General features: G+C 72.2%; 19 protein-coding genes. 12 read left to right on the plus strand and 7 right to left on the minus strand.

The genetic code is table 11. The features are described 5' to 3' along the window. Positions 1-217 precede the first annotated feature (217 nt). Positions 218-1,159, plus strand: coding sequence for an ABC transporter ATP-binding protein (locus tag HNR68_RS03895; protein WP_179717705.1), 942 nt, complete (start codon positions 218-220; stop codon positions 1,157-1,159). Further along, positions 1,156-1,887, plus strand: coding sequence for a hypothetical protein (locus tag HNR68_RS03900; RefSeq protein ID WP_179717707.1), 732 nt, complete (start codon positions 1,156-1,158; stop codon positions 1,885-1,887). Before HNR68_RS03895 ends, HNR68_RS03900 begins: the two co-directional genes overlap by 4 nt. Positions 1,888-2,214: 327 nt before the next feature. Here HNR68_RS03900 and HNR68_RS03905 read toward each other — a convergent pair whose 3' ends face one another. Then, positions 2,215-2,682 carry a universal stress protein gene (locus tag HNR68_RS03905; protein ID WP_179717709.1) on the minus strand — a complete coding sequence of 156 codons (468 nt, stop codon included), beginning with the start codon at positions 2,680-2,682 and terminating at the stop codon, positions 2,215-2,217. A gap of 215 nt (positions 2,683-2,897) precedes the next feature. Here HNR68_RS03905 and HNR68_RS03910 point away from each other — a divergent pair, with 215 nt between their 5' ends. The 3 genes from HNR68_RS03910 to HNR68_RS03920 all read left to right on the plus strand — a co-directional run bounded on the left by HNR68_RS03910 (position 2,898) and on the right by HNR68_RS03920 (position 6,221). Beyond that, positions 2,898-3,449 (plus strand): hypothetical protein, encoded by a 552-nt coding sequence (locus HNR68_RS03910; RefSeq protein WP_218888189.1) that lies wholly within the window; start codon positions 2,898-2,900, stop codon positions 3,447-3,449. Between the two features lie 120 nt (positions 3,450-3,569). After that, complete coding sequence (trmB, locus tag HNR68_RS03915; RefSeq protein WP_218888624.1) at positions 3,570-4,214, plus strand: tRNA (guanosine(46)-N7)-methyltransferase TrmB; 645 nt, start codon at positions 3,570-3,572, stop codon at positions 4,212-4,214. Between the two features lie 894 nt (positions 4,215-5,108). Next, positions 5,109-6,221 carry a nitric oxide synthase oxygenase gene (locus HNR68_RS03920; protein WP_179717713.1) on the plus strand — a complete coding sequence of 371 codons (1,113 nt, stop codon included), beginning with the start codon at positions 5,109-5,111 and terminating at the stop codon, positions 6,219-6,221. Positions 6,222-6,576: 355 nt separating this feature from the next. On the opposite strand, the gene HNR68_RS03925 is transcribed toward HNR68_RS03920, so the two are convergent. Next, a complete protein-coding gene (locus HNR68_RS03925) occupies positions 6,577-8,793 on the minus strand; it encodes an FtsX-like permease family protein (protein ID WP_179717715.1) in 2,217 nt (738 codons plus the stop codon). Then, positions 8,790-9,497 (minus strand): ABC transporter ATP-binding protein, encoded by a 708-nt coding sequence (locus HNR68_RS03930; protein ID WP_179717717.1) that lies wholly within the window; start codon positions 9,495-9,497, stop codon positions 8,790-8,792. Before HNR68_RS03930 ends, HNR68_RS03925 begins: the two co-directional genes overlap by 4 nt. Positions 9,498-9,700: 203 nt before the next feature. Between HNR68_RS03930 and HNR68_RS03935 the strand changes: the two genes are divergently transcribed. From HNR68_RS03935 to HNR68_RS03950, 4 genes are all read left to right on the plus strand, one after another. Continuing rightward, a complete protein-coding gene (locus tag HNR68_RS03935) occupies positions 9,701-11,524 on the plus strand; it encodes a sensor histidine kinase (protein ID WP_343049916.1) in 1,824 nt (607 codons plus the stop codon). Continuing rightward, positions 11,521-12,180, plus strand: coding sequence for a response regulator transcription factor (locus HNR68_RS03940; protein WP_179717719.1), 660 nt, complete (start codon positions 11,521-11,523; stop codon positions 12,178-12,180). Before HNR68_RS03935 ends, HNR68_RS03940 begins: the two co-directional genes overlap by 4 nt. Before the next feature lie 247 nt (positions 12,181-12,427). After that, positions 12,428-14,059 (plus strand): ribosomal protection-like ABC-F family protein, encoded by a 1,632-nt coding sequence (abc-f, locus tag HNR68_RS03945; RefSeq protein WP_179717721.1) that lies wholly within the window; start codon positions 12,428-12,430, stop codon positions 14,057-14,059. 238 nt (positions 14,060-14,297) lie between these two features. Next, positions 14,298-15,638 (plus strand): amidohydrolase family protein, encoded by a 1,341-nt coding sequence (locus tag HNR68_RS03950; protein ID WP_179717723.1) that lies wholly within the window; start codon positions 14,298-14,300, stop codon positions 15,636-15,638. A 1,167-nt stretch (positions 15,639-16,805) separates the two neighbouring features. Here the strand turns inward: HNR68_RS03950 and HNR68_RS03955 are convergent. Further along, complete coding sequence (locus tag HNR68_RS03955) at positions 16,806-17,489, minus strand: SDR family oxidoreductase (RefSeq protein WP_179717725.1); 684 nt, start codon at positions 17,487-17,489, stop codon at positions 16,806-16,808. Between the two features lie 131 nt (positions 17,490-17,620). Here HNR68_RS03955 and HNR68_RS03960 point away from each other — a divergent pair, with 131 nt between their 5' ends. Then, entirely contained in the window at positions 17,621-18,940 is a 1,320-nt protein-coding gene (locus HNR68_RS03960; protein ID WP_179717727.1) for an MFS transporter, read from the plus strand. Positions 18,941-19,329: 389 nt separating this feature from the next. On the opposite strand, the gene HNR68_RS03965 is transcribed toward HNR68_RS03960, so the two are convergent. Next, positions 19,330-21,375, minus strand: coding sequence for an alkaline phosphatase PhoX (locus HNR68_RS03965; RefSeq protein ID WP_179717730.1), 2,046 nt, complete (start codon positions 21,373-21,375; stop codon positions 19,330-19,332). A gap of 316 nt (positions 21,376-21,691) precedes the next feature. Here HNR68_RS03965 and HNR68_RS03970 point away from each other — a divergent pair, with 316 nt between their 5' ends. Further along, positions 21,692-22,429 (plus strand): ribosomal RNA small subunit methyltransferase A, encoded by a 738-nt coding sequence (locus tag HNR68_RS03970; protein ID WP_179717732.1) that lies wholly within the window; start codon positions 21,692-21,694, stop codon positions 22,427-22,429. A gap of 4 nt (positions 22,430-22,433) precedes the next feature. Here HNR68_RS03970 and HNR68_RS03975 read toward each other — a convergent pair whose 3' ends face one another. Continuing rightward, the gene (locus HNR68_RS03975; protein WP_179717734.1) at positions 22,434-23,306 is read right to left on the minus strand and encodes a LysR family transcriptional regulator; all 873 of its coding nucleotides are present in this window, start codon (positions 23,304-23,306) and stop codon (positions 22,434-22,436) included. 95 nt (positions 23,307-23,401) lie between these two features. On the opposite strand from HNR68_RS03975, the gene HNR68_RS03980 reads away from it, so the two are divergent. After that, positions 23,402-23,767, plus strand: coding sequence for a nuclear transport factor 2 family protein (locus HNR68_RS03980; protein WP_179717736.1), 366 nt, complete (start codon positions 23,402-23,404; stop codon positions 23,765-23,767). Positions 23,768-23,981: 214 nt separating this feature from the next. On the opposite strand, the gene HNR68_RS03985 is transcribed toward HNR68_RS03980, so the two are convergent. Further along, positions 23,982-25,973 carry an alkaline phosphatase PhoX gene (locus HNR68_RS03985; protein WP_179717738.1) on the minus strand — a complete coding sequence of 664 codons (1,992 nt, stop codon included), beginning with the start codon at positions 25,971-25,973 and terminating at the stop codon, positions 23,982-23,984. Positions 25,974-25,995: the final 22 nt, after the last annotated feature.

Here is a 25,995-nt window from a genome sequence, read left to right on the forward strand (position 1 = left end):
CCCCTGTGGCGCGATGGGATTCGGACGTCGGGAACCCACCGGAACCGTGCCGCGGTGTGGTGACCGTCACGTCGTCCTCGGGGAGGGGGACGACTACGACCTGGGTCGGACCCAGGTCGAGACGCGGGGCCGATGTCGGCGCACCCCCGCGGCAGGCATCGTTGCCGTCGTGGCCCGGACCGGGCCGCCGGCGTTGTCCTCGACAACAGGAGTGATCATGATCGAGGCGATCGGCCTCACCAAGCGCTACGGCTCCAAGGTCGCGGTGAACGACCTGTCCTTCACCGTCGAGCCTGGCCAGGTCACCGGCTTCCTCGGCCCGAACGGCGCGGGGAAGTCCACCACCATGCGCATGATCTTGGGCTTGGACCGGCCGACCTCGGGCGAAGTGCGGATCAACGGCAAGGCCTACCACGAGCTCAAGCACCCGCTGCGCACCGTGGGCGCACTGCTCGACGCGAAGTGGGTGCACCCGAACCGCTCGGCGCGCAGCCACCTGCGCTGGCTGGCCAGGTCGAACGGGATCCCGCTGCGCCGCGTCGACGAGGTGCTCGGCATGGTCGGCCTCGCCGACGCGGCCCACCGCCGCGCCGGCAGCTTCTCGCTCGGCATGTCGCAGCGGCTCGGGATCGCCGGCGCGCTGCTCGGCGACCCCGGGATCCTGCTGTTCGACGAGCCGGTGAACGGCCTCGACCCGGAGGGCATCCACTGGATCCGCCGGTTCATGCAGGCGCTGGCCGCGGAGGGGCGCACCGTCTTCGTCTCCAGCCACCTGCTGTCGGAGATGTCGCAGACCGCCGAGGAGCTGGTGGTCATCGGCCGTGGTGAGCTGATCGCGCAGTGCAGCACCCGGCAGTTCGTGGACGGCGCCGGGACGCAGAGCGTGCTCGTCCGCTCGCCCAGCGCGGCCGAGCTGCAGCAGCTGCTCGCCGCCGAGGGCATGGCCGTGCGCAGCACCGCCACCGACACGCTGGTGGTCGACGGCGCGGAGACCGAGCGGATCGGCGAGCTCGCCGCGCAGCACCAGGTCGTGCTGCACGAGCTCACCCCGCAGCGCGGCTCCCTCGAGGACGCCTTCATGCGGCTGACCAGCGAGTCCGTGGAGTACCAGACGAACCTCGGCGCGCCCGCGCCGACCGCACCGGGGGTGGCCCGATGACCTTGCTCGCCGTGGAACGGACCAAGCTGTTCACCACCCGGTCGGCGTGGTGGTGCTCCGCGCTCGCCCTGGCGGTGACCATCGGGTTCGCCGCCCTGTACGCCTCGTTGGTGGACGGCAGCGCGATGTCGCTGCGGATGACGCAGGTGGGTCACCAGTTCGGGCTGATGGTGGTGCTGGTGCTGGCCGCGCTGTCGATCACCACCGAGTACCGCTTCGGCACGATCCGCGCGACGTTCCTGGCGGTGCCCAACCGCACCGCCGCGCTGGCCGCCAAGACGGTGCTCGTCGCGCTGGTGGCGTTCGTGATCGGCGAGCTCGCCGCGTTCGGCTCGTGGGTCACCGCGAAGGTGCTCGTGCCCGGTGCGGACCTGGCGCTGCGCACCGCGGACGACTGGCGGGTGGTGGCCGGCGTCGGGCTGGTGTTCGCCCTCGGCGCGGTGCTGGCGGTCGCGGTCGGGGCGCTGCTGCGGCAGACCGCGGGCGCGGTGACGCTGCTGCTGCTCTGGTCGCTGCTGGTGGAGAGCCTGGTCGGGCTCATCCCGGAGGTCGGGCCGACGGTGCAGGACTGGATGCCGTTCACCCACGCCGGAAACTTCCTCAACGCGGTGTCGGACGCGCCGAGCAGCATGCCGCTGGGTCCGTGGGGGTCGCTGGCCTACTTCGCGGCGATCGTGCTCGCGGTGTGGGTGGTCGCGGCGGTCGTCGTGCAGCGCCGGGACGCGTGAACGCAGCGGAACCCACCATGATCAAGTCTCGAATGCCCAGTTGGGCGGCGGATGGCAAAACGTTACCCAGCCCGGCCGAGAGTCTGGTCACGTCGGACGATAGGATTCACGGCAAGATCGAGCCGCAGCCGTCGTCCGCTCGGCGCGCATGATCGACGCGGCCACGGTGTGTCCTCAGTGGACGCCCGGTGGGGCTGGCGGTGGCGCGGCCGGCTGGCACAACTGAGATCGACCGACTGCAGCAGCGCTCGGGGGCGCCGGCGGTCGGGACGGGGGAGGGCCCGGGCTGTCATTCGGGGGATGGCCCGGGCCCTGTGCTTTCCCCGGTCAGACGTTGGGGCGGACCACCAGCACCGGGCACGCCGCGTGGCGGACGCACTGCTCGGCCACCGACCCGAGCATCAACCCGGCGAACCCGCCGCGGCCGCGGTGGCCGACCACCAGCAGGTCCGCGCCCTTCGACGCCGACAGCAGCGCCTGCGGCGGTGGCGAGTGGACGATGTGGTACTCCACCGGCAGGTCCGCGTGCTCCCCCAGCTTGGCGGCGACGATCCGCTCGGTGTCCGCGCGGACGGTCTCCTCGAACTGGTCCACGCTCGGCACCACGTTCGGCGGGCAGTCCGCGGGTCTCGGGGCGGTCCGCAGGCTCCACGCGCGCACCACGTGCAGCACCGAACCCCGCCGCCGGGCTTCCTCGGCAGCCGCGACGAGCGCCCGCTTCGACGACGCGGAGCCGTCCACCCCGGTGACGACGCCACCGTTGATCTCGACCCGTTGGATCGTGTGGTCGCCCATCTCTCCCCCTCGCGGTCCCGTGCTGCCAGGATGCACCCGAAGCCGCTCGAAACGTGTGAAATCGGACACAATTGACTACATGTTGTCATTGTCCGCACTCGTTGTGGTAATGCATGAGTAGGGGGATGTCCCGAACCAGCGGCGCTTGGGGGCATGAGCTGGTTTCGAGGGCGAGCTTGCGGCTCGCGACTTTCTCAACAGCAGAGAGGTGGGCCATGGTGCATTCGCAGGAGAGCTCGGTCCTTCAAGTGGGGCGGCCGGACGACGTGCAGCTCGAGCCGGTGCCCGGGTTGGAGTGGTCCCTGGCGACGGAAGCGCATCCGGAATCGCAGGAGGCGGCCACACCCGCGTCACTGCGCACCAGCTGGATCCACACCGCGCCGGAACACCAGGTCCTCGAACTCTTCCGCAAGCTGCACGGCGCCGAGCACCACCTGCCCGCACCCTGGTGGCTCCGCGCCCTCGACCGGGGCGAACTCCCGTCGCGCGACGCGGCGTTCGAGATCGAGGACGAGGTGCACGCGGTCCTGCGCTCCCGCCCCGGTTGGGTGTTCGTGCCCTGGGCCGGTACCGGTGAGAGCGGGTACTGGGAGTACGCGCCGTCCGACCGGGCTCCGATGCGCATGCCGACCACCGTGGCGCTCACCGACGAGCACACCGGGTGGCTGAACGTGGTGCCCGCGCACCGCGACACCGAACCCGTGCCGATCCCGATCAAGGGGGTCAGCGGGCTGATCGCGATGGTGCCGCAGATCGAGACGTGGTGAGCAGCACCGCGGTGCCCGTCGCAGGGGGCCGGTTTGCGATACTGGATCCCCGTGAACGCGTCTGACCAGCAGGTTCCCTTCCGTCGTACCGTCGTCAGCTACGTCCAGCGGGGCGAGCGGATGACGGTGGGCCAGCAGCGCGCCTGGGACCGGCACTGGGCCGACCTGGGTTCCGAGGTGACCGCGCTCCCGGACGGGCCGCTGGACCTGGACTCCTGGTTCGGCCGTTCCGCTCCGGTGGTGCTGGAGATCGGCTCCGGCATGGGCGAGACCACGGCGCAGCTGGCGGCCGCCCAGCCGGAGGTCAACTACCTGGCGGTCGAGGTCTACAAGCCCGGCCTGGCCCAGCTCATGCTCCGCGCGGAGAAGCTCGAGCTCACCAACCTGCGGTTGCTGCGTGGCGACGCGGTCGTGCTGCTGCGCGACCACGTCGCGCCCGAGTCGCTGGACGAGGTGCGCATCTACTTCCCCGACCCGTGGCCCAAGAAGCGCCACCACAAGCGGCGGCTGGTCCAGTCCGGGACGGTGGAGCTCATCACGTCCCGGCTCAAGCCGGGTGGGGTGCTGCACCTCGCCACCGACTGGGAGAACTACGCCGAGCAGATGATGGAGGTCTGCGAGGCGGAGCCGAAGCTGCGCAACCGCTACGCCGACGAGCCCGGCGGGTGGGCCCCGCGGCCCGAGTGGCGGCCGGTCACCAAGTTCGAGAACCGGGCGCACGACGAGGGGCGCGTGGTGCGCGACCTCATCTTCGAGCGGGCCTGAGCCGGGGCGGGGGCGGTTCCCGGTCGGTGGTCCCGGAGGTCCGGTGGCTCCGGCGGGGTGGCTTCCGTGCGGTCGGTGGCCGGCGGGACGTCGTGGCCGCCACGGTCGAGTGGGCTCTGGACAGGTCCCGGGCTCGGAAGGTGCTGTCAGGCGAGCCGCGCCGGCCTGCGGCGTGACTGGTGAGCCGCGGTCCGGGCAGCGCTTGCCCGCGCTGTGGCTGCCGAGCCGCCCTCCTCGAGGGGCGTCCTCGTCGGTCCGCGGCCGGGGCGCCTGTGCGAGGCCGGCGTCGGTCCACGGTCGTCGGCCGGTGGTCAACGAGTCCGTGCTTCGTCCGGCGAGCGCGTCGGTCCAGGCGCTCGTGGAGTCGGCTGGGGCGAGCGCCGCAGGAGCTCGGTGCTGACGTCTGCTCCCGCACGCGGTTGCGGAGTGCCGTGCACCGGGAACGGACCGGCTGCGATCCGGCGGCACCGTTCGAGGACGTGGGGGCGGGCGAGGCCGTGGGGCCGCTCGGCACCGCCGAGGGATCCCACTGTTCGAGAACGCGACGAGCGTCGTTCTTCGGAGTTCCGTGATTCCGCTCCATGGTCGATCGGCCAGCAGATTTGCAAGATCGACTGATAACGATTCGTTCGATCGAGCGATCAAGTTCGTGAGCCAAGTGCTCGAAGTCGTTTACTTCGAGTGACTTCGTCTGCGATCGTGGCCAGGAAGTTCACCGGAAAGAAGAGTGCTGCTGGAGTGACGAGCAAGCGTCGAACGCGACTACGTTTCCGGCCCGTGACGGTTGCCCGTGATGACGTGATCCCGATCCAGCCAGACCCGGCCATTCCGGCTCCCGGTGGTGCGCGCCGGGCAGGTGAGTCCGCTGGCCGCTCGTCGAGCGCGCTCCTCCCGATGGGCCCGACCACGGACGTCACGGCTGCCGAGGAGTTCCTCCGCGCCTTCTACGACGCCCACCCGCACGTCGGCTCACTGGCCGAGCGCTTGGCCGAGGTGCGTCGCTCGATCGCCGAGACCGGCACCTACCGGCACACCGGCCCTGAACTCGCCTACGGCGCGCGGGTCGCGCTGCGCGACAGCGGCTGGTGCACCAACGGAGTCCCCTGGCGCCAGGTCACGGTGCGCGACCTGCGTGGACTGCGTGACGCCACGACCGTGGCCAGCGAGTGCTTCGAACACCTGCGGTTGGCCACGAACGGCGGCCGGATCCAACCCCTGGTGACCGTCTTCGCCCCGGACGCCCCCGGCAACCCCGGTCCGCGCATCTGGAACGAGCAGGTCGTGCGTTACGCGGGATACGCGAGGCCCGGCGGCAGGGTGCTCGGCGACGCCCGCTACAGCGGATTCACCGCGGCCGTGCAGCAGATGGGCTGGAAACCGCCGACCGAGCGTGGTCGCTTCGACCACCTGCCGCTGGTGGTGGAGACCGCCCACGAAGGGGTCAAGATCATCAACCTGCCGCGGGACGTGGTGCAGGAGGTGCCGCTGGAACATCCGGAGCACCCGTGGTTCGTCGAGCTGGGCCTGCGCTGGCACACCGTGCCGCTGATCAGCAACATGCAGTTGGAGATCGGCGGGATCCGGTACCCGGCCGCGCCGTTCAACACCTGGTTCGTGGGGACCGAGATCGGCACCCGCGCGCTGGCCGACGAGAACGCCTACGGCATCACTCGCCACGTGGCCGAACGGCTGGGCATGGACACCTCCACCGAACGAACCCTGTGGCGGGACCGGGCGATCGTCGAGATCAACCGGGCCGTGCTGTACTCGTTCGACTCCGCGCGAGTCACGATCACCGATCACCACAGCGAAGCCCTCCACCGGTTGGCCTGCCTGCGCTCCGAACCGTCCACCAGCGCCTCCCGACCGAAGTTCACCCTCACCAGGGAAGCGGCCCGGCGTGCCCGGCGGGGAGCACCGCGTGGCTTCCCGTTCCCCGCACCGACACGGCCGCGCTACGACGAACTCGCCCGGCTGAACCGGCGGTGCCTGGGGACTGGTCCGTGACGGTCCGGTCCGCGCTGCGCCGGGGCGCGAAGCGCTCCAGCACGTCCACGATGACCGAGCTGGCCGACATGAGCAGCAGCACGCCCACTGCGAGGGCGGTTCCGATGACCGAGAGCGTTGTGGTGACCATTCCAACCCCGACCTTCCTGGACTTGGCGCTCCACTGACCGCGCCGTTTCCTCCGACACCACAAGCGTCTCGCTCGCAGGGGGTCTGACGGATCGGTCAGGTGGTCGGGCCGGGTGGCCGATCGGCCAATCCCACGCGGCGACCGGCTGGCCGATCGGTCGGCCGAACGACACGGGTGCGGGCACGGCCGTCGTCGACCGTGCCCGCACCCTGACCTGCCGATGGCCTACTCGTCGCTGATGCGCTCCCCGCTGATCCGGCGCAGCATCGGCCCGCTGCTCGACGAGGCGATCAGCGCGACGGCGATCCCGATCACCACCGGAGCCAAGAGCCAGTAGCTGAGCACCACCGGTTCCGTCGCGAACAAGGTGAAGAACCCGGCCGCGACCGCGGAACCGGCCACACCCGCCCCGATCGTCGCGACCAGCGCGGGCAGCGCCGCCTCGGTCCGCAGCGCCCGGCCGAGCGTCCGGACCGGGGTGCCCGCGGCGATCAACGCGCTGAAGGTGCGCCGCCGGTCGACCACGGACGCCGCCGCCGTGATCGCCGCGCTGGCCCCGGCCAGCAGCACGGTCATCCCGAGCCCGATCGCGGTGATCCGCTTGAGGTCGCCGAGCATCGTCTGCTGCCCGGCGAGCAGCCGCTCCCGGCTGTTGACGAGTTCCCCGGGCAGGGCGCGCACGAGTGCGGTGCGCACCTGCTCCCGGTCCGCCTGGTTCGCCGGTTTGACCGCGAGGGTGGTCGTCCCGTGCTCGGTGAACTCGGGGACGAGCGCCGGATCGATGATCGCCGAGCTGGAGACCTTCGGGTCCCGGTTGCCCAGCGGCAGCACCGGAACCCCGTCCGGGAGCGGGACTTCCTGCGCCGTCGCACTGCTGGCGCTCTCCGGTGGGGTGGACCAGACGTCCAGGCCGGTGTTCGGCACTGGCTGACGGGCGAACGCCCGCACCGCGGGCGGCCCCGCGCAGTCCGCGACGGCGAAGCGGGTGATCGCGGCGGCGTCCTGGCAGCTCATCACGAGCGCCGGCGAGGCGTACCCGTCAGGCAGTTCCAAGCGGACCCGCTCGGTGCGCACCACCGTGGCGGCGGTGCCACTGCGCTCGAGCTCGTCCCGGATCCGCTGCTCCCCCGCCGCGGCCTCCGCCGTCGGGACGTCCACGTAGAGCACCGAGTCCTGGAACGAGCGGCCACCACCGGCGAACGTCTCGAAGCTCGGCAGCAGCGTCAGCGCCATCGAGCCGACGAACACCGCGAGCACGATGCCCGACACCGAGCGGTAGGCCGCCTTCGGGTCGCTGCGCAACCGCCTGCCGGCCAGCAGCATCGACGGCTTCCGCCACAGCGAGGCGAACAGCGAGCCGAGCGCGCCGGTCAGCCAGGGACCGACGATGGAAGCCGACAGCAGCACCACCGCGAGCGAGGCGAGCAGGACCCCCAGCCCTTGGGTCTGCTTGGCCGTGGCCAGTCCGAAGAGGAAGAACGCGGCTGCGGCCACCAGCGACAGCAACCGCCACGCCCCCGGGCGCTTCCGCGTGACGCTCATCGCCGCGCCGAGCGGAGCGCGGACCACCCGCCGCAACCCGAGCACCGCGGCCAGCACGACCAGCACCGGGATCGACACCCCGACCAGCGCGATCGTGGCCACCGACGGGGTGAAGTCGCTGACCAGCCAGGTCCCCCCGCCCCACGGGACCATCGCGCCGAGGTGCCGCAGCGGCCAGCTCAGCAGCAGGCCGGCGACGGTGCCCACCACGGCGGCCACGGCGGTCTCCGCGGTGACCACGCCGATCACCTGGCCCGGGGTGGCACCGGCCAACCGCAGGGCCGCCAGTCGGCGTTCCCGGCGTGCGGCGGTCAGCCGCGCGGCCGAGGCGACCAGGACCATGCTGGGGATCGCCACCACCACGACGCCGACCCCGGAGAGCACGTCGAGGAGGACGTCGCTGGTGTCCGCCGAGACGGCGCCGAACCCCGACTTCGGAGGCTGCAGCGTGCCCGGCGGGTGCCCGACGACGGCCACCAGCTGCTCGGGGTACTTCAGCCACTGCTCGTCGATGGTGCCGACCACCTCACCGGGGAACCGGTCGGCGAGCTCCGAAGCCCGGTGCTGTGCGGCCAGTTCCGCCAGCCGCGGCGACAGCAGCACCTGCCCGGGACCTGGGTACTCCGGCCCGTCGCTCCCGGGCTCCTCACCCGAGACGTCCAGCCGCACGACGGTCTCGTTGAGGAAGTAGTCCGTGCTGATCCGGGCCACGTTCCGCTCGTCCACCGCGCTGTGCTGCCACGCCGAGCGCTCCAGCCGGGCGTCCACCGCGCTCGGCAGCGTGGCCAGGAACAGGACCAGCGTGGTGCCCACCGCGACACCGAGGGCGGTGAGCACCGCGGACAGGCGGCTGCGCCGGTCCACGCGCAGCACCCGCAGCGCCAACTGCACCGGGTTCATGCGGCCATCACCCCGCCGGTGATGAGGCCGTCGCGGATCTCCACCACGCGGCGGGCCTTGGCGGCCAGCTCGCGGTCGTGCGTCACGACCACCACCGCCGCGCCGGTGGTGGCTGCAGCCTCGAAGAGCGCGCGGGTGGTCTCCTCGCCGGTGCGGGTGTCCAGCGCACCGGTCGGCTCGTCCGCGAAGATCACCTTCGGCCGGTGCGCCAGCGCCCGCGCGATCGCCACCCGCTGCGCCTGGCCACCGGAGAGCTCACCGGGCAGCCGGTCCTCCAGCCCGCCGAGGCCGAGCCGTGCCAACCACTCCCGCGCTCCGGCCATCGCCTCCCCGCGGCCGGTCCCGGCCAGCAGCAGCGGCAGCGCGGTGTTCTCCGCCGCGGTCAGCTCGCCGACCAGCATGCCCTGCTGGAACACGAACCCGAACTCGTGCCGGCGCAGGGCGCTGCGCTTGGTCTCGCTGAGCTGGTCGATGCGGTGCCCGTCGAGGAGGACCTCGCCGCCGTCCGGGCGCAGGATCCCGGCCAGCACGTGCAGCAGCGTGGTCTTGCCGGACCCCGACGGCCCGACGATCGCGACCACCTCCCCGGCGCGGAGCGAGACGTCCACCCCGGCCAGTGCGCGGTGCTTGCCGTAGTCCTTCACCAGCCCCCGCCCCACCAGGAACGGAACGTCGGGCCGTTGTGCGGCGATGGGAGCCGACATGACTCTTCCTCCTGCTCGTGTGCCGTGGTCGATCGGCGCCGCTCGGGTCCGGCTGCCGTGTCCTCACCAAGAGTGGTGAGCGGCGGCGTTCGACGGATCGGCCTGGGAGCCGCTGATCGCAGGCGGGAGGTCGGCCGATCGGCCAGGTTCTTCGAGCCGATCGGCCAAGGTGGACCGCCGGTCGCACCGACTACCGTTTCAGCGTGAGCAGTTCTGCGACGACGACCGGGGACGGACCGGACGTGGCGTGGTGGCGCCGGTTCGGGAGCTTGCTGCGCGAACAGTGGATCTTCGCCGCGCTGCTCGGTTTCGTCTGGGCCGGCGACCTCATGGTGATGCTCGCCCACACCCACCACGATGCCGCGGAGCTGGCCCCGGGCATGACCGCGATGGTGCTGCTGGCCCTCGTCGGCCGGTGGTACCCGACCCGGTGTTCGCTGCTCGCTTGTGCGGCCCTGCTGGGCAACACCGCGGTGTTCGCGGTGACCGATGCGGACATCCACTCGATCCACCTGGGCCTCATCCTGATGACGGAGAACGCCGCGGGCACGCTGCTGGTGCTCTACGCGTTCCGGGCGAGACCGCTCCACAAGGCCATCCCGGCAGCCACTGCGCTCGTGCTGAGCTGCTTGACCTCGATCGCGGTCCGGGTCATGACGACGAGCTACTTGGACCCCACCCTCGACCAGGCGGTGGCCCTGGGGTTCCTGGAGTTGGTGCTCGCCGTCGGCACCGGTCTGTACCTGCGGGGGGACTGGCCGGGACGGAGCCAGCACGAGGACTCACCGACCAGAGCGCTGCTGCGCCGCCAGTGGCCGATCATGGCCGCGTTGAGCGTCCTGCTGTTCCTGGAGTTCCTCAGGATCCAGGACCTCGACGTCCTGTCGCTCCTGGTGGTGCTGACCAGCAGCATGGTCATGGCCGCGATCGCCACGTTGGCGCCGATGCGCCCCACCGAATCCGTCTACCTGGGGGCGGCGACGGTGCTGCTGACCGTCGTGGTGATGCAGGTGCTGGGGCTGAACGGGCCGAGGAGCGGCCTGATGGGGCCGATCTCCCTGGTGACCGTCGGAGCAGGCATGCTGCTGGTGACCTACGTGTTCCGCCACGTGGAGTTGCGCCGAGCGATCCGATCCACCGCCGTGCTGGTCGTGGTCACGCTGGTAGCGGTGTTCATGACCCCGGACTCGCTCCACGACTCCGTCCTCGGCTGGCGCCTCAGCTCCGCCGTGCCGGTGGTCTTCATGGGCGGCTTGCTGCTGGTGATCTCGGTCGGCACCGGGATGTATTTCCGCGCCCGGGACGAGGAGCGCACCCGGTCCGTGCACGCCGCGGTGGAGAGCGCGCAGCACGCGGAGCGGATGGCCCTGGCGCGCGAGCTGCACGACGTGGTGGCGCACCACGTGACCGGCATCGTGGTGCAGGCGCAGGCGGCGCAGATGGTGGTCGAGCAGAACCCCAAGGCGGCGACCGAGGCGTTGGCGCGCATCTCCGACAGCGGGACCGAGGCGCTGACGGCGATGCGTCGCCTGGTGGCGAGCATGCGCGGCTCCGAACCGGCCGGGGCGTCGGCCGCGACGGAGCAGGCCACCACCGACCTCGAAGCGGACCTGCGCGCGTTGGTGGAGTCGGCCCGGCGCCGCTCCGCGGGACACACCGCCGCACCGCGCGTCGACCTGCGGGTCGACCTGGTGGACCGGCCGGTGCCGCAGGAGGTGGCGCGCTCGGCACTGCGCGTCGTGCAGGAATCCCTGACGAACTCGGAGAAGCACGCGACGGACGCGAGCTGCGTCCAGGTCGCCGTGTGGGCCGACCACACCAACCTGTACACGGTGATCACCGACGACGGTTCGGGGGTGCAGCATCAACCCGTCGGTGGGTCGGGGGGATACGGTCTCGTCGGCATGCGGGAGCGGATCGAGTTGCTCGGCGGTGAGTTCCGCGCCGGTCCGGGCGAGCACGTCGGTTGGCGGGTCGAGGCCGTGCTACCGCTGGAGGAGCAGAGCGCAGAAGAGGGGCAGCGATGATCCGGGTGCTGATCGCCGACGACCAGGAGCTGGTGCGCGCCGGGTTCCGGATGATCCTGGAATCGCAGGACGACATCGAGGTGGTCGCCGACGTCGCCAACGGGGTGGACGCGGTGCGGGTGGCGCGGGAGAAGCGGCCGGACGTGTGCCTCATGGACATCCGCATGCCGGGCATCGACGGGCTGGAAGCGACCAAGCAGCTGGCCGGCCCCGACGTCGCCGACCCGATGAAGGTCGTGGTGGTGACCACCTTCGACCTGGACGAGTACGTGGAACGGGCTCTGCGCAACGGGGCGAGCGGGTTCCTGCTGAAGGACGCCGGACCGACGTTGCTGCTGGAGGCCATCCGCGCCGCCGTGCGCGGGGACGCGCTGGTCTCGCCGCAGATCACGGTGCGGCTGCTCAAGCACTTCTCCCAGCCGCAGCCGCAGGTGCAGCGCCGGGCGGTCCCGGACGTGGACCTCACCGAGCGCGAGCTCGACGTGGTCCGGGCGACCGCGCGCGGGCTGACCAACAGCGAGATCGGCCAGGAGCTGTTCATGTCACTGTCCACGGTGAAGACGCACCTCGCCTCCGCGCAGAGCAAGATCAAGGCGCGCAACCGGGTGGAGACTGCGGCGTGGGCGTGGCGCAGCGGCCTCATGGACGGTGAATGAGCGCCGCGGGCGGAGGGAAAACCGTTCCGCGCACCAGGCCGGTCGCTGTTAGGCTCCGGTCCTGCGAGTGACCCCGAGCTGGGGAGAGGCAGTGGAAGGCAACGACGACATCTCCGGGTGATCCCCGGACGTGATCGGCCACGGGCCGGCGCACGGCGCCGCCGCAGTGGCTGTCCTGTCGTGCCACCGTTCCCCGTTCCGCACCGGGCTGCTGCACCGCGCCCGCACTCGCCTCAGGGGGTTCCCCATGCCCGAAGCGTTCATCACCTGCTCGAACCTGTCCTTCTCCTGGCCGGACGGCACTCCCGTCTTCACGGACCTGTCGTTCACGGTGGGCAGTGGCCGCACCGGCCTCGTCGCGCCGAACGGTGCCGGCAAGTCCACCCTGCTCAAGCTGCTGGTGGGTGAGCACCGGCCCAGCAGCGGATCCGCGACCACGAAGGGGGTTCTCGGCTACCTGCCGCAGGACCTCCCCTTCGCCGGCGACCTGACCGTCGCCGACGTCCTCGGGGTGTCCGCGGTGGTCGAGGCGCTGCGCGCGGTCGAGTCCGGCGACGTCAGCGAGGAGCACTTCACCACCATCGGACAGGACTGGGACGTCGAGGACCGCGCGCGCGTGCAGCTGGACCGCCTCGGCCTCACCGACGTCGAGCTCGACCGGCAGCTGCACACCCTCAGCGGAGGCCAGGTGGTGTCGCTCGGCCTCGCCGCGCAGTTGCTCAAGCGGCCCGACGTGCTGCTGCTCGACGAGCCGACCAACAACCTCGACCGCGAGGCCCGCCGCAGGCTCGCCGACGTGCTGGAGGAGTTCACCGGGTGCGTGCTGCTGGTCAGCCACGACCGGTCGCTGCTCGACCGCGTGGACCGCATCGCCGAGCTCAGCAGCAGTGAGGTCCGTTCCTACGGCGGCAGTTTCACCGCCTACGAGGAAGCGGTGCGCGCCGAGCAGGAGGCCGCGGAGCGGAACGTGCGCCACGCCGAGCAGGAGCTCAAGCGGGAGAAGCGGGAGATGCAGCAGGCGCGGGAGCGCGCCGCCCGCCGCGCCGGCAACGCCGCCCGCACCATCGGCAGCGCCGGCCTGCCGAAGATCGTGGCGGGGGCGATGAAGCGGCGCGCCCAGGAGACGGCGGGCAAGGCGAACGACGTCCACGCCAGCCGTGTCGAGGACGCCAGGGCCCGGCTCGACGAGGCGAGCCGCGCGCTGCGCGACGACCCGACGATCACGCTGGAGCTGCCGGAGACCCGCGTCCCCGCCGGGAGGACGGTGTTCCTCGGTGAGGGGATGCGGGTCCGCCGGGGTGGGCGGGAGCTCTTCGCCGACCTCGACCTGGTGATCAGGGGGCCGGAGCGGATCGCGTTGACCGGGCCGAACGGTGCCGGGAAGTCGACGCTGCTGCGGTTGGTCGAGGGGCGGCTGCTGCCGGAGAGCGGTGAGGTCAAGCGGGTCGACGGGCGGATCGCGTACCTGTCCCAGCGGCTCGACCTGCTGGACGACGAGTCGACGGTGCTGGAGAGCCTCACCCGGTTCGCCCCGCAGATGGCGCAGTCCCGGCGGATGCACGTGCTCGCCCGGTTCCTGTTCCGCGGTTCCCGCGTGCACCTGCCGGTCGGCGCGCTGTCCGGCGGTGAACGGCTGCGCGCGACGCTGGCGTGCGTCCTGAGCGCGGAGCCGGCGCCGCAGCTCCTGCTGCTCGACGAGCCCACCAACAACCTGGACCTGGTCAGCGTCGGCCAGCTGGCGAGCGCGCTGAACTCCTACCAGGGCGCGTTCGTGGTGGTCAGCCACGACGACTGGTTCCTCACCGAGATCGGGGTGGACCGGTGGCTGCGGCTGGAGGGCGGTCGGCTGACCGAGACCGGGGCACCCGAGCTCGGGTGAGCACCGCGCGGAGCGGACACCCCTCGGCCGACCGGCTGGCGCAGCACTGACCGATCGACGGAGGTCCGCTGACCGATCAGCCGAGGTCACCGGCCCCGTGCCCGGCGATCCTGGAGTCATGACGAAGGGGACTCAGGACACCGTGCTCGTGGCAGTGCTGACCGGTATGGCGACTCTGGCGGGGGTGATGATGCTGCACATCATGAGCGGCCTGGGCCTCGGGTGAGCGTCCGGCAGAATGCGTGGCATGTCGTTCGCACTTCGCCTGCACGCGCCGATGGTCCTGCCCTGCGACCCGGGGTGCTCCGTCATCCGGGATGCGGTGGTCGACATCGATGAGGACGGCCGCATCGCCTACTGCGGACCGCGCACCGAGGCACCGGAGCGGCCGCACGACGGGGACGTCCGGGAGTGCGGCGGGATCCTGATGCCTGGTCTGATCAACGCGCACGCGCACAGCCCGATGACGCTGCTCCGGGGGATGGGCGGCGACCTTCCGCTGCTGCGCTGGCTGCGTGAGGTGATCTGGCCCGCGGAGGCGAGGTTGCGGCCGTCGGACATCCGGGCCGGCATGGAGCTCGGCTGCGTCGAGATGCTGCGGGCGGGGGTCACCACCAGCGCCGAGATGTACTTCGACGGGGAGGCGGTGGTCGACGCGGCCCTCGCCGTGGGATCGCGGGTCGTGTACGGGGCGGCCGTGATCGCCACCCCCGAGCTGGACAAGCTCGGCGGCTGGCAGGGCCTGGTCGACAACATGAGCCGGTGGATCGACGCGGACGGGCTCCGGTTCGGGCCGGGTGAGCGGGTCGAGCTGGCCTACGGGCCGCACTCGGCGTACACCCTGCCTCCCGAGGCGCTGCAGACGATCGGCGAGCACGCGCAGGAGCGCGGGGCGCTGGTGCACACGCACGTGGCGGAGACCCTCGCGGAGGACGTCGAGCAGCGGAAGCAGTACGGCTCGGTGCCCGCGCTGCTGGAGAAGCTCGGCGTGCTGGACGGCCGGGTGCTGGCCGCGCACGGCGTGCACCTGTCCGACGACGACATCGCCCTGTTCGCGCGCCGTGGAGTCGGGGTGGCGCACTGCCCCGGGTCCAACGCGAAGCTCGCGTCGGGGACGGCGCGGCTGGTCGACCTGCTGGCCGCGGGTGTTCCGGTCGGCCTCGGCACTGACGGGCCGTCCAGCAACGATGACCTCGACCTGTGGGAGGAGGTGCAGTTGGCCGGACTCTTCGCGCGCACCACGACCGGTGACGCGACGGCGCTGACCGCCGGCGCGGCGTTGCTCGCCGCGACCCGGGGCGGGGCTGAGGCGCTGCACCGGGACGACATCGGCGCGCTGGAGCCGGGCCGGTGGGCCGACATCGTGCACATCGACGTCGACAACCCGGCGTTCGCCACTGGGCTGGACGTGCCGGACGAGCAGATCGTGGCGAACGTGGTGTGGGCAGCCGGATCGCGGTGCGTGCGGGACGCCTGGGTCGCGGGTGACCAGGTGCTGCGCGACCGGGAACCCACGCAGGTGGACCGCCGCGCGGTCCAGGCCGCCGCGCGCACGGCAGCGCAGCACATCCGCGGCTGAGCTGGTCGAGGCGCCTGGGAGCCCCGGGGCAGCCAGCGGCGATGGGCGCGGCGTCGGCGCTCGGTGCGGTCCTCGGCGCGGGTCGCGGTCCGTGACGAGGGAGCGGGCGGTTGCCCGGCGAGGCGAGCCCTGCTTCGTGCGGCGTCTTCGGACGCGTCCTGCGTCGCGTGGCGTCCGTCGCGTGGCCAGTGCCGGGCTCTCTCCGGGGCCAGCGTTCAGCTCTCCAGGGACCCGTTCGGGAGGCGGGGCGCACCGGGTGCGCAGCGCAGTGCCCGATCCGTGCGTGTGTGCAGGGCGGGAAGTCCGCGCCGCTCGGTTGAGACCTTGATGGCGCCCGAGGTGCGCGTGCAGCGTGGCGAGCGCGGTGACCGGGTGAGGCGTGTCGACCACTGCGCGCCGCTCTCGATCGCGGTCGCGTGGCGTGGCTTCGCGTCGAGTGGCAGCGCCGATCGCCGCAGGAACTGGTGTTCCGGCAGCCAGGGCCGATGCGCGTGCCCGGGTGGTGCAGGCCGTCGCATGGGGTTGGCCGCTCGGTGGGGCGATCCCGTTCGTCCAGGTCGCGGTGTGCGTGTGCGGTGCTCGCCGAGGGGCCGGTGTGCTGGCTGCTCGAGGGAGGGCGTCCAGCGCTCGGAGTGCACCGGCTGGCAAGTCGGCGTCGCTGTGCGCGGATGGTGAGGACCGCGAGCGCCGTGGTCGCGCAGCAGGGCGGTTCGCTCACGGTGCGCCGAAACCGGTGAGCACGACAACGCCACAGCGCGGAGTTCGGCTTGGAGTGCCGCTCGCGCTGTCGACGGGTGTGCGAGATGGCTCGGGTGCCCCGGCGTGCGGCGGATCCCGCGCGCGCCTCGGGGTGCGGGCCGTGGTGGGCGAGCGGGCGCTCATGGCGGGATGGCCGTTGAGCAGCGGGGCTCGGCTGTGGGTTGCGCGCCTTGACCTCGACCGAGGGGCCGGAGCCGCCTGGGTGCAGGAACGGGCGGTCGGACAGCTCGGGATCGCGCAGCGTCGATGTGTGCCGGGGTGGTGGACGGACAGGTGGCTCCCCAGCGGAGTCGGCCGTTCACCGTGCGCCGACTCCGGCGGCGGCGTGGCGCGCAGCGTCCGGCCCGTGGGCCAACGGCTCGTTCCTCGTGAGAGCCGGGCCGAGGCGGCCGGACGCCGCGCGAGCGATCACGAAGGCCGGATGACGATCTCGGTGAGGTGGGCGTCGTCGGTGGCGCGGATCGCGGACACGATCGGTCCGGCGACCGACTCCGGACGCAGGTAGTGCTCCGGCTGGAACTCGCCGCCCTCCTGGTCGCGGACGCTGCGCTGCATGTCGGTGGCGGTGCGACCGGGGAACACCGAGGTGACGCGGACGCCGTTGGCGGCTTCCTCCGCGCGCAGCACGTCGGCGAAGGCGCGCAGCGCGAACTTGCTCGCGGCGTAGGCACCCCAGTTCGGCTTCGCGGACAGGCCCGCGCCGGAGTTGACCAGCACGACGTGGCCCTTGCTGGCGCGCAGCGCGGGCAGCAGGAGCCGGGTCAGCTCGGTGACGGCGAAGAGGTTCAGTTCGAAGGTGCGTCGCCACGAGTCGACGGGGGCGTCGGCGACCGCGGCCAGCTCGACCAGGCCGGCGCTGTGCACCAGCGCGTCGAGCCGGTCGATGTCGGCGACCGCGTCGGCCACCGCCTGGTGGTCGGTCAGCTCGACGGGCCACGGCTTGGCCCCCGGGAGCTCGTCGACGAGCGCGTGCAGAGCGTCACCGTCGCGGCCGCCCAACAGCAGGTCGTGCGTGTCGGCGAGCGAGCGGGCGACGGCAGCACCGATGCCACGTGAGGCACCGGTGACCAGGGCAATCGGGCGTTCGGGCATGCCTCAACCGTAACGTCGGAGGGTCCTCGCGGAGTCACCGGCCGTCCCAACCAGCGGGCGCCCACTTGACCCATCGGGACGAGGGGGCTTAGGTCTCTCGCGTGAGCGGAGTCGACGCAGCCCCTGCCGCGATGCAGAACCGGATCTTGCGCAAGGTCGCGGTGCGGCTCATGCCGTTCCTGTGCTTGCTGTACTTCGTCAACTACCTGGACCGGGTCAACATCGGCTTCGCCGGCCCGAACGGGATGAACGACGAGCTCGGCCTGACCGCGACGGTGTTCGGGTTCGCGTCCGGCATCTTCTTCATCGGCTACCTGGTGCTCGAGGTGCCGAGCAACCTCGCGCTGCACCGGTTCGGGGCGCGCAAGTGGCTCGCTCGCATCATGATCACCTGGGGCGCGGTGGCCACCGTGATGGCGTTCGTGCCGAACGCCACGACCCTGGTGGTGCTGCGCTTCCTGCTCGGCGTGGCCGAAGCGGGCTTCTTCCCAGGCATCATCCTGTACCTGACCTTCTGGTTCCCGGCCGCGCAGCGGGCGAAGGCGGTCGCGCTGTTCATGACCGCCGTGCCGGTGTCCAGCGCGATCGGTGCCACTGTGTCGAGCGCGCTGATCAGCAGCGGGCACGGCGTCTTCGGCCTGTCCGGCTGGCGGTTCATGTTCCTGGTCGAGGGCGTGCCCGCGGTCCTGCTGGCGTTCGCCACCTGGTTCTACCTGACCGACCGCCCGTCGCAGGCGAAGTGGCTGACCGCCGAGGAACGCACCTGGCTGAGCGACCAGCTGGAGGCCGAGCGCGCGCAGACCGAGGCCCAGCACAGCTGGCCGCTGCGCAAGGCCCTCACCCACCCGCGGATCCTCGCGCTGGCGTTCGTGTACTTCGGCATCGCCTACGGCCTGTACGCGCTCGGGTTCTTCCTGCCCACCATCATCAAGGGCTTCGAGCAGCAGTACGGCACCGAGCTGTCCACCATGGAGACCGGGTTGATCACGGCGGTCCCCTACGTGATCGGCGCGGTGGCGATGGTGCTGTGGAGCGCGCACGGCGACCGCAAGCGGGAACGGGTGTGGCACGTCGCGCTGCCGCTGCTGCTCGGTGGCGTGAGCATCCCGATCGCCCTGTACCTGGGCAACCCGCTCCTGGCGATGGTCGCGGTGACGGTGTGCGCGGTCGGCGTCTGCTCCGCCCTGCCCACGTTCTGGGCCCTGCCCAGCAACTTCCTGGCCGGGGCGGCGGCCGCCGGCGGCATCGCGCTGATCAACTCGCTGGGCAACATCAGCGGTTTCGCCGCGCCCTACATCACCGGAGCCCTCAAGGACGCGACCGGCTCCCAGCGCACCGGCCTGTGGGTGGTGGGCATCGTGATGGTCGCCGCGGCCATCACCGTGATCGTCCTCAAGGCCGCCCCCGCCCCGCGCACCGACTCCCCCGGCGAGACCTCCGACCAGTCCTGACCTGGTCAACGGCGTCGCTCGCCGCCAAGCCCAGCTCAACGCCCGTCTCCAGGCGGGACTGTCGCCCGCCGGACGGCTGCGCAGTTCCGGCGGGCTAGGACTTGCTCGGGGCCGACCGCGGCTGCCACCGGAGTGCGCACGGTGTGATGGCCGCGTGCACGGGCCGGGGCTCTGGCCGCCCCTCGAGCGCCGAGGCTGGTCACAACCGGGAGGCGCTGCCCGGGCGGACGTGTCTTCGCCGGCCGCGCGATCGCGTGCGTCCTCGCTCCCGGCCGCGACCGCCCGCACTGCCCTTCGCCGAACGCAACGGAGGACTTCGAACGGCAACGGCCCTTCGAACGCAACGGAGGCCCCCGGATCGCCGGAGGCCCCCGTGCTCGCTGGGTGGATCAGCGTCGGCCGATCTCACCGCCGTCTTCGCGCCAGACCGCCACGACCGACGGCCGCGGCAGGGAGGCGCCGCCGTCGGGCCAGTGTGACGCCGGGTGGTCGGCGCTCGCGCCGTCCAGCTCGCCCGGGTGCTGCACGCACACCGTCACCAGGTCGTCCCGGACCACCGGGCCGCAGGTCTCCGCGCCGGTCGGCACGGTCAGGAACTGCTTGACGAACCCGCGTTCCGGGCCCGCCACCGGCACCGCGAACAGGCCGTCGTTGCTGCCCAGCGCGTTGCCGTCGGTGGAGATCCACAGGTTGCCGTGCCGGTCGAACGCCACGTTGTCCGGGCACGAGATCGGGCTGACCCGCGACTTGTCGAAGCCGGCGAAGAACGTGCCCGGGTCGTCCGGGTCGCCGCACACCAGCAGCAGTCCCCACCGGAACGTGGTGCCGGTGGCGTCATCGTCGATCTCCAGCACGTGACCGTGCTTGTTGCCCACGCGCGGGTTGGCCTCGTCCGGTCCGGCGCTGCCGCTCGCGCCGCGGTCGGAGTTGTTGGTCAACGCGCAGTAGATGCGGCCGTTGACCGGGTTCGGCTGGATGTCCTCCGGGCGGTCCATCTTGGTCGCGCCGACCGCGTCGGCGGCCAGGCGGGTGAAGACGTAGACCTCCTCGGCGGTGAAGCCGGGCACGAACGACTCGTCACCGCTGGCCAGCGGGATCCACTCGCCGGTGCCGTCGAAGGCGCCGTCGGAGGGCAGCCTGCCGGTGCCGTCGATCTCGCTGTCCGGGCTGTTGCCGGTGAACTTCGCGACGTAGAGCGTGCCGTCGTCGAGCAGCGTCATGTTGTGCCGGCGGGCGTGGGCGCTCTGGCCGCGCTTGACCGTGCCGCGGGAGACGAACTTGTAGAGGTAGTCGAAGCGCTCGTCGTCCCCGGAGTAGGCGACCACGCGGCCGTCCTCGGCGACCTGCACCGCCGCGCCCTCGTGCTTGAAGCGGCCGAGCGCGGTGTGCTTGACCGGCGTGGAGCTCGGGTCGTGCGGGTCGATCTCCACGACCCACCCGAAGCGGTTGGCCTCGTTGGGTTCTCGTGCGAGGTCCCAGCGGCGGTCGAACCGCTCCCACTTGCGGGTGCTGCTGCTGCCGGAGAAGCCGTAGCGCGCGAGGCGCTCCTGGGCCACCGGGTCGGTGACCGCGTCGGCGCCGGCGAAGTACTGGTCGACGTTCTCCTCGCCGGACAGCACCGTGCCCCACGGCGTCAGGCTGCCCGCGCAGTTGCCCAGCGTGCCGAGCACCCTGGTGCCGGTCGGGTCGGCGGAGGTCTTGAGGTGGTCGCTGCCCGCGGCCGGGCCGCGCAGCTCGAACGGGGTGGTCGCGGTGATGCGGCGGTTGTACCGGCTGGGCCGCACCCGGAGGCCGCCGCCGCGCACCCGCTCGACCTCGACGACGGACAGGCCGTGCGCGGCCCACGCGGTGCGGACCTGCTCCTCGGTGGGGTCGTCCTCGTCGTAGCCGGGGAACATGTGCGACTCGGTGGTGTACTCGTGGTTCACCACCAGCAGGTTCCGCCGCCCGGCGCTGTCCAGCGGGACGAGCTCGGCGAAGTCGTTGTTGTAGCCGAACTGCTGCTCCTGCGCTTCTGCGGTCTGGTTCGCCGGGTCGAACTCGGGCGCGCCGGGCAGCACCGGGTCGCCCCAGCGGATCACCACCTGGTGCTGGTAGCCCTCGGCCGTCACCACGCGGTCCTCGGTGTTCGGGGCCACCGCGGTGAAGTCGGTGCCCGGGACCGCGCCGCGCTGCGGCGCCGGGACGGCGGCCGCGGTGCCGGTGAGCGCGGTCGCGCCGCCGAGGGCCAGCGCGAGCGCCCCGCCGGCCTTCAGCGCGGTGCGCCGGCTGAGCACGCTCTCCACGACGTCGCCGAAGCAGGAGTTGTCCGACGTGTTGGGCGCGTCGTGCGCGCACGCGTTGCCGCACCGGTAGGTGCAGGTCACCGAGGACCGGCTCGCGGGGCGGTGGGAGAGCAGCGGGAGCGGGACGACCCGTCTGTCGTTCGGGGACACGCGGACCTCCAAGGGCTGTGTGGGACACCCGGACGGTAGGTCGATCGGCGGACGCCGAGGTGAACAGCGGTCGAACACGCGACGCAGAGCCGTCGAACGGAAATCCGGTTGGGGCCGGTGACCGTGTCCCGCTACCGTCCACCGCATGGCATGTCTCGCCGTCTTCATCCGGCCGCGTTCCGCCTAGGCGGCGCGGCCACCACACCACGCGCCGCCGTCCGCGTCCGGGCTCTCGCTCCGACGCGCGGTTCGTCGTGGACGGACTGCGCTCGCGGGGGCCCGTGTCCCCACCGGCCCGCGCAGCGCAGGAGACGACATGCCCACCCGCCGCAGGTCGGCGCGCGATCGCGCGCGCCGCGAACTCGGCCAGAACTTCCTCGTCGACCGGAGTGCCGCCCGCGGCCTGGTCGACCTCCTCGACCCGACCCCGGCTCCCGTCGTGGAGCTCGGCGCCGGCCGCGGCGCCCTCACCCGCGAACTGGTCCACAGTGGACGCGACATCACCGCGGTGGAGCTGGACCCGCGCTGGGCGGATGTCCTCCGCGGTTCCTTCCCGCAGGTCCGCGTGGTCCGCTGCGACATGCTCGACTTCCGCTTCCCCGCGGCGGAGCACGTGGTCATCGGCAACCTGCCGTTCGGCATCACGACGGCCGTGACGCGCCGCCTGCTGGCCGAGCGGTCCTGGTCGCAGGCCGTGCTGCTGGTGCAGTGGGACGTGGCCCGCAAGCGCGCCGGCGGCGGCAGCCAGCTCAACGCCCAGTGGGCGCCCTGGTACGAGTTCCGGCTCCACGGCCGGGTTCCCCGCGCGCTCGTTCCGCCCGGTGCCCGCGGTCGACGGCGGCGTCCTGGAGGTGCGGCGCCGACCGCGCCCGCTGCTGCCGTGCCGCGGCGGCAGCGCTACCAGCGGTTCGTCGAGGCGGTGTTCACCGGGCGCGGCCGAGGACTGGCCGAGGTCGTCCGCGCCGTCACCGGGTGCCGCGTGCGGGGTCTTCCCGCACTGCCCCGGGACCTCCCGGTCGAGGACTGGCCCCGCCTCTACGTCGAGACCCGGTGAGGCGTCACGCGGCGAAGGCGCGTCGGCAGTGCGCCAGCAGCGCGCGCACGGCCGGGCTGCCGGCGCGCTTCCACACCAGGGCGAGCAGGGCGGGCGCGGTGACGTCCTCGATGGTGCGCGCGGTGAGCCGGCCGTACTGCGCGGCCATCGAGTCGCTGAGCACGGCGACGCCGAGGCCCCGGGCGGCGAGCTCCGCGATCGCGTCGGCGGCGCTGGCTTGCAGCGCGATCGTGGGCCGCAGGTCCTGCGCGGCGCACGCCTGGTCGAGCGCGGCGCGCAGGCCGGTGCCGGGCGGCATGCAGACGAGCGGGTGGGCGCACACCTCGCGCAGGGTCACGGTGCCCTCGACCGCCAGGGGGTGCTCGGCCGGGACGGCTGCGACGAGCCGGTCGCGGGTGATCGTCATGGCCTGGAGCCCGTCCGGGAGGGCGGTGGTCCCGACGAGGGCGAGGTCGAGGGTGCCGGAGCGCACCGCGTCGACCAGCCGGTCGGAGCCGTCCTCCAGCAGCGCGAGCTCCACGCCGGGATGCGCCCGGTGGAACGCGGCGAGGGCCTCGAACAGCGGCGTGACGGTGCAGCCGATGACCATCCCGATGGTGAGCGAGCCCCGGATCAGGTCGGTCACCTCGCCGACCGCCTGGCCCACCGCGTCCGCGGCGGCGAGCGCGGCGCGGGCGTGCTCGAGCGCGGCCTTGCCCGCGACGGTGAGGGTCGCGGTGCGCGCCGACCGGTCGAACAGCTCGGCGCCGAGTTCCCGTTCCAGCTGGCGGATCTGGGCGCTCACGCCGGACTGGCTGATGTGCACCCGCTCGGCCGCCCGCGTGAAGTTCTGCTCCTCGGCGACCGCGACGAAGTACTCCAGCTGCCGCAGGTCCATGACTGGTCATTCTAGTTGTCAGAAGAACCATCTGTTGGACTTCTGGCTCGGGTGCTCGCACGCTGGGAGCGGGGAGAACGACCGAGGAGGACACCGTGCCGGAGCACGAGAAGGCCATGCGCCCGGAAGACATCACCCGCCTGTTCGTCGAGCGGTCCAACGCCGGCGACGCGGCCGGGGTCGCCGCGCTGTACGAGGAGGACGCGGTGCTGGCCTACCCGCCCGGGCAGCAGACGGTCGGGCGGGAGGCGATCCGCGCGCTGTGGGAGCGGGTGCTGGCGGACCGGCCGCACTTCGAGCCGGAGGAACCGCTGCCGACGTTGATCAGCGGCGACATCGCGCTGACGTCCACGCCGCCGAAGGACGGAGCCGGCGCTCGCGCCCAGGTCGTCCGGCGCCAGCCCGACGGGAGCTGGCTGCGGGTGCTCGACCAGCCCGAGTTCGTCCCGCCGTCGCGCTGAACGCGGCCCCTCCTGACCTCGTGAGTGCGCGAACCGGCTCCAACCGGTTGTCGCACTCACGACCCTGATGGCGTCGTGTGTGGGTGGGTGGTGTGGTGGCTCGTGAGTGTTCGTGCCGGTTCTGGCCGGTTCTTGCACTCACGAGCTTGATCGCGCCGTGCGTGGGTACGAGGGAGGGCACCTCCCGGTGGGAGGTGCCCTCCACTCCGGTGGGTCAGCGCCAGACGGCGACGACCGAGGGGCGGGGTTGGGAGTTCCCGCCGTCGGGCCAGTGCGAGGCGGGGTTGTCCGCGCTCGCTCCGTCGAGCTCGCCGGGGTGCTGCGCGGACACCAGGACCAGGTCGTCCTCGATCACCGGGCCGCAGGCCTCCGCCCCGCGCGGGACGGAGAGGAACTGCATCACGTGGCCCCGGTGCTCACCCTCCAGCGGGACGGCGTAGAGGCCGTCGTTGGCGCCGAGGGCTTCCGAGGAGTCCGTGGTGATCCAGAGGTTGCCGTGGCTGTCGAAGGCCACGTTGTCCGGGCAGGAGATCGGGCTGACCTGCGACTTGTCGAACCCGCCGAAGTAGGTGGACGGGTCGTTCGGGTCACCGCAGACCAGCAGCAGGCGCCAGGTGAAGCGGGTGCCCGCCGGGTCGTCGTCGAGCTCCAGGACCTGGCCGTGCTTGTTGGCGATGCGCGGGTTCGCCTCGTCGGCGGGCGCCTTGCCGTCGGGGCCGCGGTCGGAGTTGTTGGTCAGCGCGGCGTAGACGCGGCCGGTCGTCGGGTGCGGTTCGACGTCCTCGGGGCGGTCCATCTTCGTCGCGCCCACCTTGTCGGCGGCCAGCCGGGTGAAGACGTAGACCTCCGCGGCGCTCATGCCCTCGACGAAGCTGGTGTCGTTGTGCGCCAACGGGATCCACTCGCCGACGCCGTCGAACTCGCCGTCGGACGGCAGCGTGCCCGTGCCGTCGATCTCGTCGGGGCTGTCGCCGGTGAGCTTCGCGACGTAGAGGGTGCCCGAGTCCAGCAGCGTCATGTTGTGCCGGCGGGCGTGCGCGCTCCTGCCCGGCTTGACCTTGCCGTCGGAGACGAAGCGGTACAGGTACTCGAACTTCTCGTCATCGCCCATGTAGGCCACGGCGCGGCCGTCGTCGGCGATGCGGATGTTGGCGCCCTCGTGCTTGAACCGCCCGAGCGCGGTGTGCTTGACCGGTGTCGACTCCGGGTCGTACGGGTCGAGCTCGACGATCCAGCCGAACCGGTTCGGCTCGTTGACCTGCTGGGTGAGGTCCCAGCGGGAGTCGAACCGCTCCCACTTGCGCTCGCTGGCGCCGCCCGTGATGCCGTAGCGGGCCAGGCGCTCCTGGGTCACCGGGTCGGTGACCTGGTCGGCGTTGGCGAAGTAGAAGTGGATGTTCTCCTCGCCGTGGAGGGTCGTGCCCCACGGGGTGACGCCGCCGGAGCAGTTGTTCATGGTGCCGAGGGCCCGCGTGCCGGTCGGGTCGGCCGGGGTCTTCAGCAGGTCGCTGCCCGCGGCCGGGCCGCGCAGCTCGAACGGCGTGTTCAGGGTGATGCGGCGGTTCAGCCGGTCCAGCACCGGCTTCGGCGCGCCGGCACCGGTCTCGAGCACCACCACGGACAACCCGTGCGCGGCCCACGCGACCCGCACCTGCTGCTCGGTGGGGTTCTCCGGGTCGTAGCCGCGGAACAGGAACTCCTCGCTGGTGTACTCGTGGTTGTTCACCATCAGCCGCCGGTTGCCGTCCAGCGGCAGCAGCGCGCAGAAGTCGTTGTTGTAGCCGAACTGCTGCTCCTGCGCCTCGGGGGTCTGGTTGTCGAAGTCGAACTCCGGGGCGCCGGGCAGGATCGGGTCGCCCCAGCGGATCACGATGTCGTGCTGGTAGCCGTCCGGCACGACCACGGCGTCCTCGCTGTTGGGCTGGACCGGCGTGAAGTCCAGACCGGGAGGACCACCGGGTGCGGCGGAGGCGGGTCGGGACGTGAGGCCGGGGAGCACCGCGGCGGAGGCCGCGACCACGGCGCCCGCCTTGAGCAGTCCGCGCCGGCTCAGCGCGGCGGCCAGCACGTCACCGAAGTACGGGTTGTCCGTGGGGTTCGGCGGGTGCTCGGCGCACTGGTCGCCGCATCGGTAGCGGCAGGTCACCCTCGCTCGTCCGGCCGTGAGCAGTGGCAGCAGTCGACGTTCGCCCGGCTGTGGTGGCACCGGAACCTCCAAGCTGATCGAG

The sequence above is a fragment of the Saccharopolyspora hordei genome, assembly GCF_013410345.1.
Taxonomy (GTDB): Bacteria; Actinomycetota; Actinomycetes; order Mycobacteriales; family Pseudonocardiaceae; genus Saccharopolyspora; species Saccharopolyspora hordei.

Excerpts from the sequence above, each read along its gene's own strand:
- HNR68_RS03895 (WP_179717705.1), top strand. The coding sequence starts at position 218 with ATGATCGAGGCGATCGGCCTCACCAAGCGCTACGGCTCCAAGGTCGCG.
- HNR68_RS03900 (WP_179717707.1), top strand. The coding sequence starts at position 1,156 with ATGACCTTGCTCGCCGTGGAACGGACCAAGCTGTTCACCACCCGGTCG.
- HNR68_RS03905 (WP_179717709.1), bottom strand. The coding sequence starts at position 2,682 with ATGGGCGACCACACGATCCAACGGGTCGAGATCAACGGTGGCGTCGTC.
- HNR68_RS03910 (WP_218888189.1), top strand. The coding sequence starts at position 2,898 with ATGGTGCATTCGCAGGAGAGCTCGGTCCTTCAAGTGGGGCGGCCGGAC.
- trmB (WP_218888624.1), top strand. The coding sequence starts at position 3,570 with ATGACGGTGGGCCAGCAGCGCGCCTGGGACCGGCACTGGGCCGACCTG.
- HNR68_RS03920 (WP_179717713.1), top strand. The coding sequence starts at position 5,109 with ATGGGCCCGACCACGGACGTCACGGCTGCCGAGGAGTTCCTCCGCGCC.
- HNR68_RS03925 (WP_179717715.1), bottom strand. The coding sequence starts at position 8,793 with ATGAACCCGGTGCAGTTGGCGCTGCGGGTGCTGCGCGTGGACCGGCGC.
- HNR68_RS03930 (WP_179717717.1), bottom strand. The coding sequence starts at position 9,497 with ATGTCGGCTCCCATCGCCGCACAACGGCCCGACGTTCCGTTCCTGGTG.
- HNR68_RS03940 (WP_179717719.1), top strand. The coding sequence starts at position 11,521 with ATGATCCGGGTGCTGATCGCCGACGACCAGGAGCTGGTGCGCGCCGGG.
- abc-f (WP_179717721.1), top strand. The coding sequence starts at position 12,428 with ATGCCCGAAGCGTTCATCACCTGCTCGAACCTGTCCTTCTCCTGGCCG.
- HNR68_RS03950 (WP_179717723.1), top strand. The coding sequence starts at position 14,298 with ATGCGTGGCATGTCGTTCGCACTTCGCCTGCACGCGCCGATGGTCCTG.
- HNR68_RS03955 (WP_179717725.1), bottom strand. The coding sequence starts at position 17,489 with ATGCCCGAACGCCCGATTGCCCTGGTCACCGGTGCCTCACGTGGCATC.
- HNR68_RS03960 (WP_179717727.1), top strand. The coding sequence starts at position 17,621 with ATGCAGAACCGGATCTTGCGCAAGGTCGCGGTGCGGCTCATGCCGTTC.
- HNR68_RS03970 (WP_179717732.1), top strand. The coding sequence starts at position 21,692 with ATGCCCACCCGCCGCAGGTCGGCGCGCGATCGCGCGCGCCGCGAACTC.
- HNR68_RS03975 (WP_179717734.1), bottom strand. The coding sequence starts at position 23,306 with ATGGACCTGCGGCAGCTGGAGTACTTCGTCGCGGTCGCCGAGGAGCAG.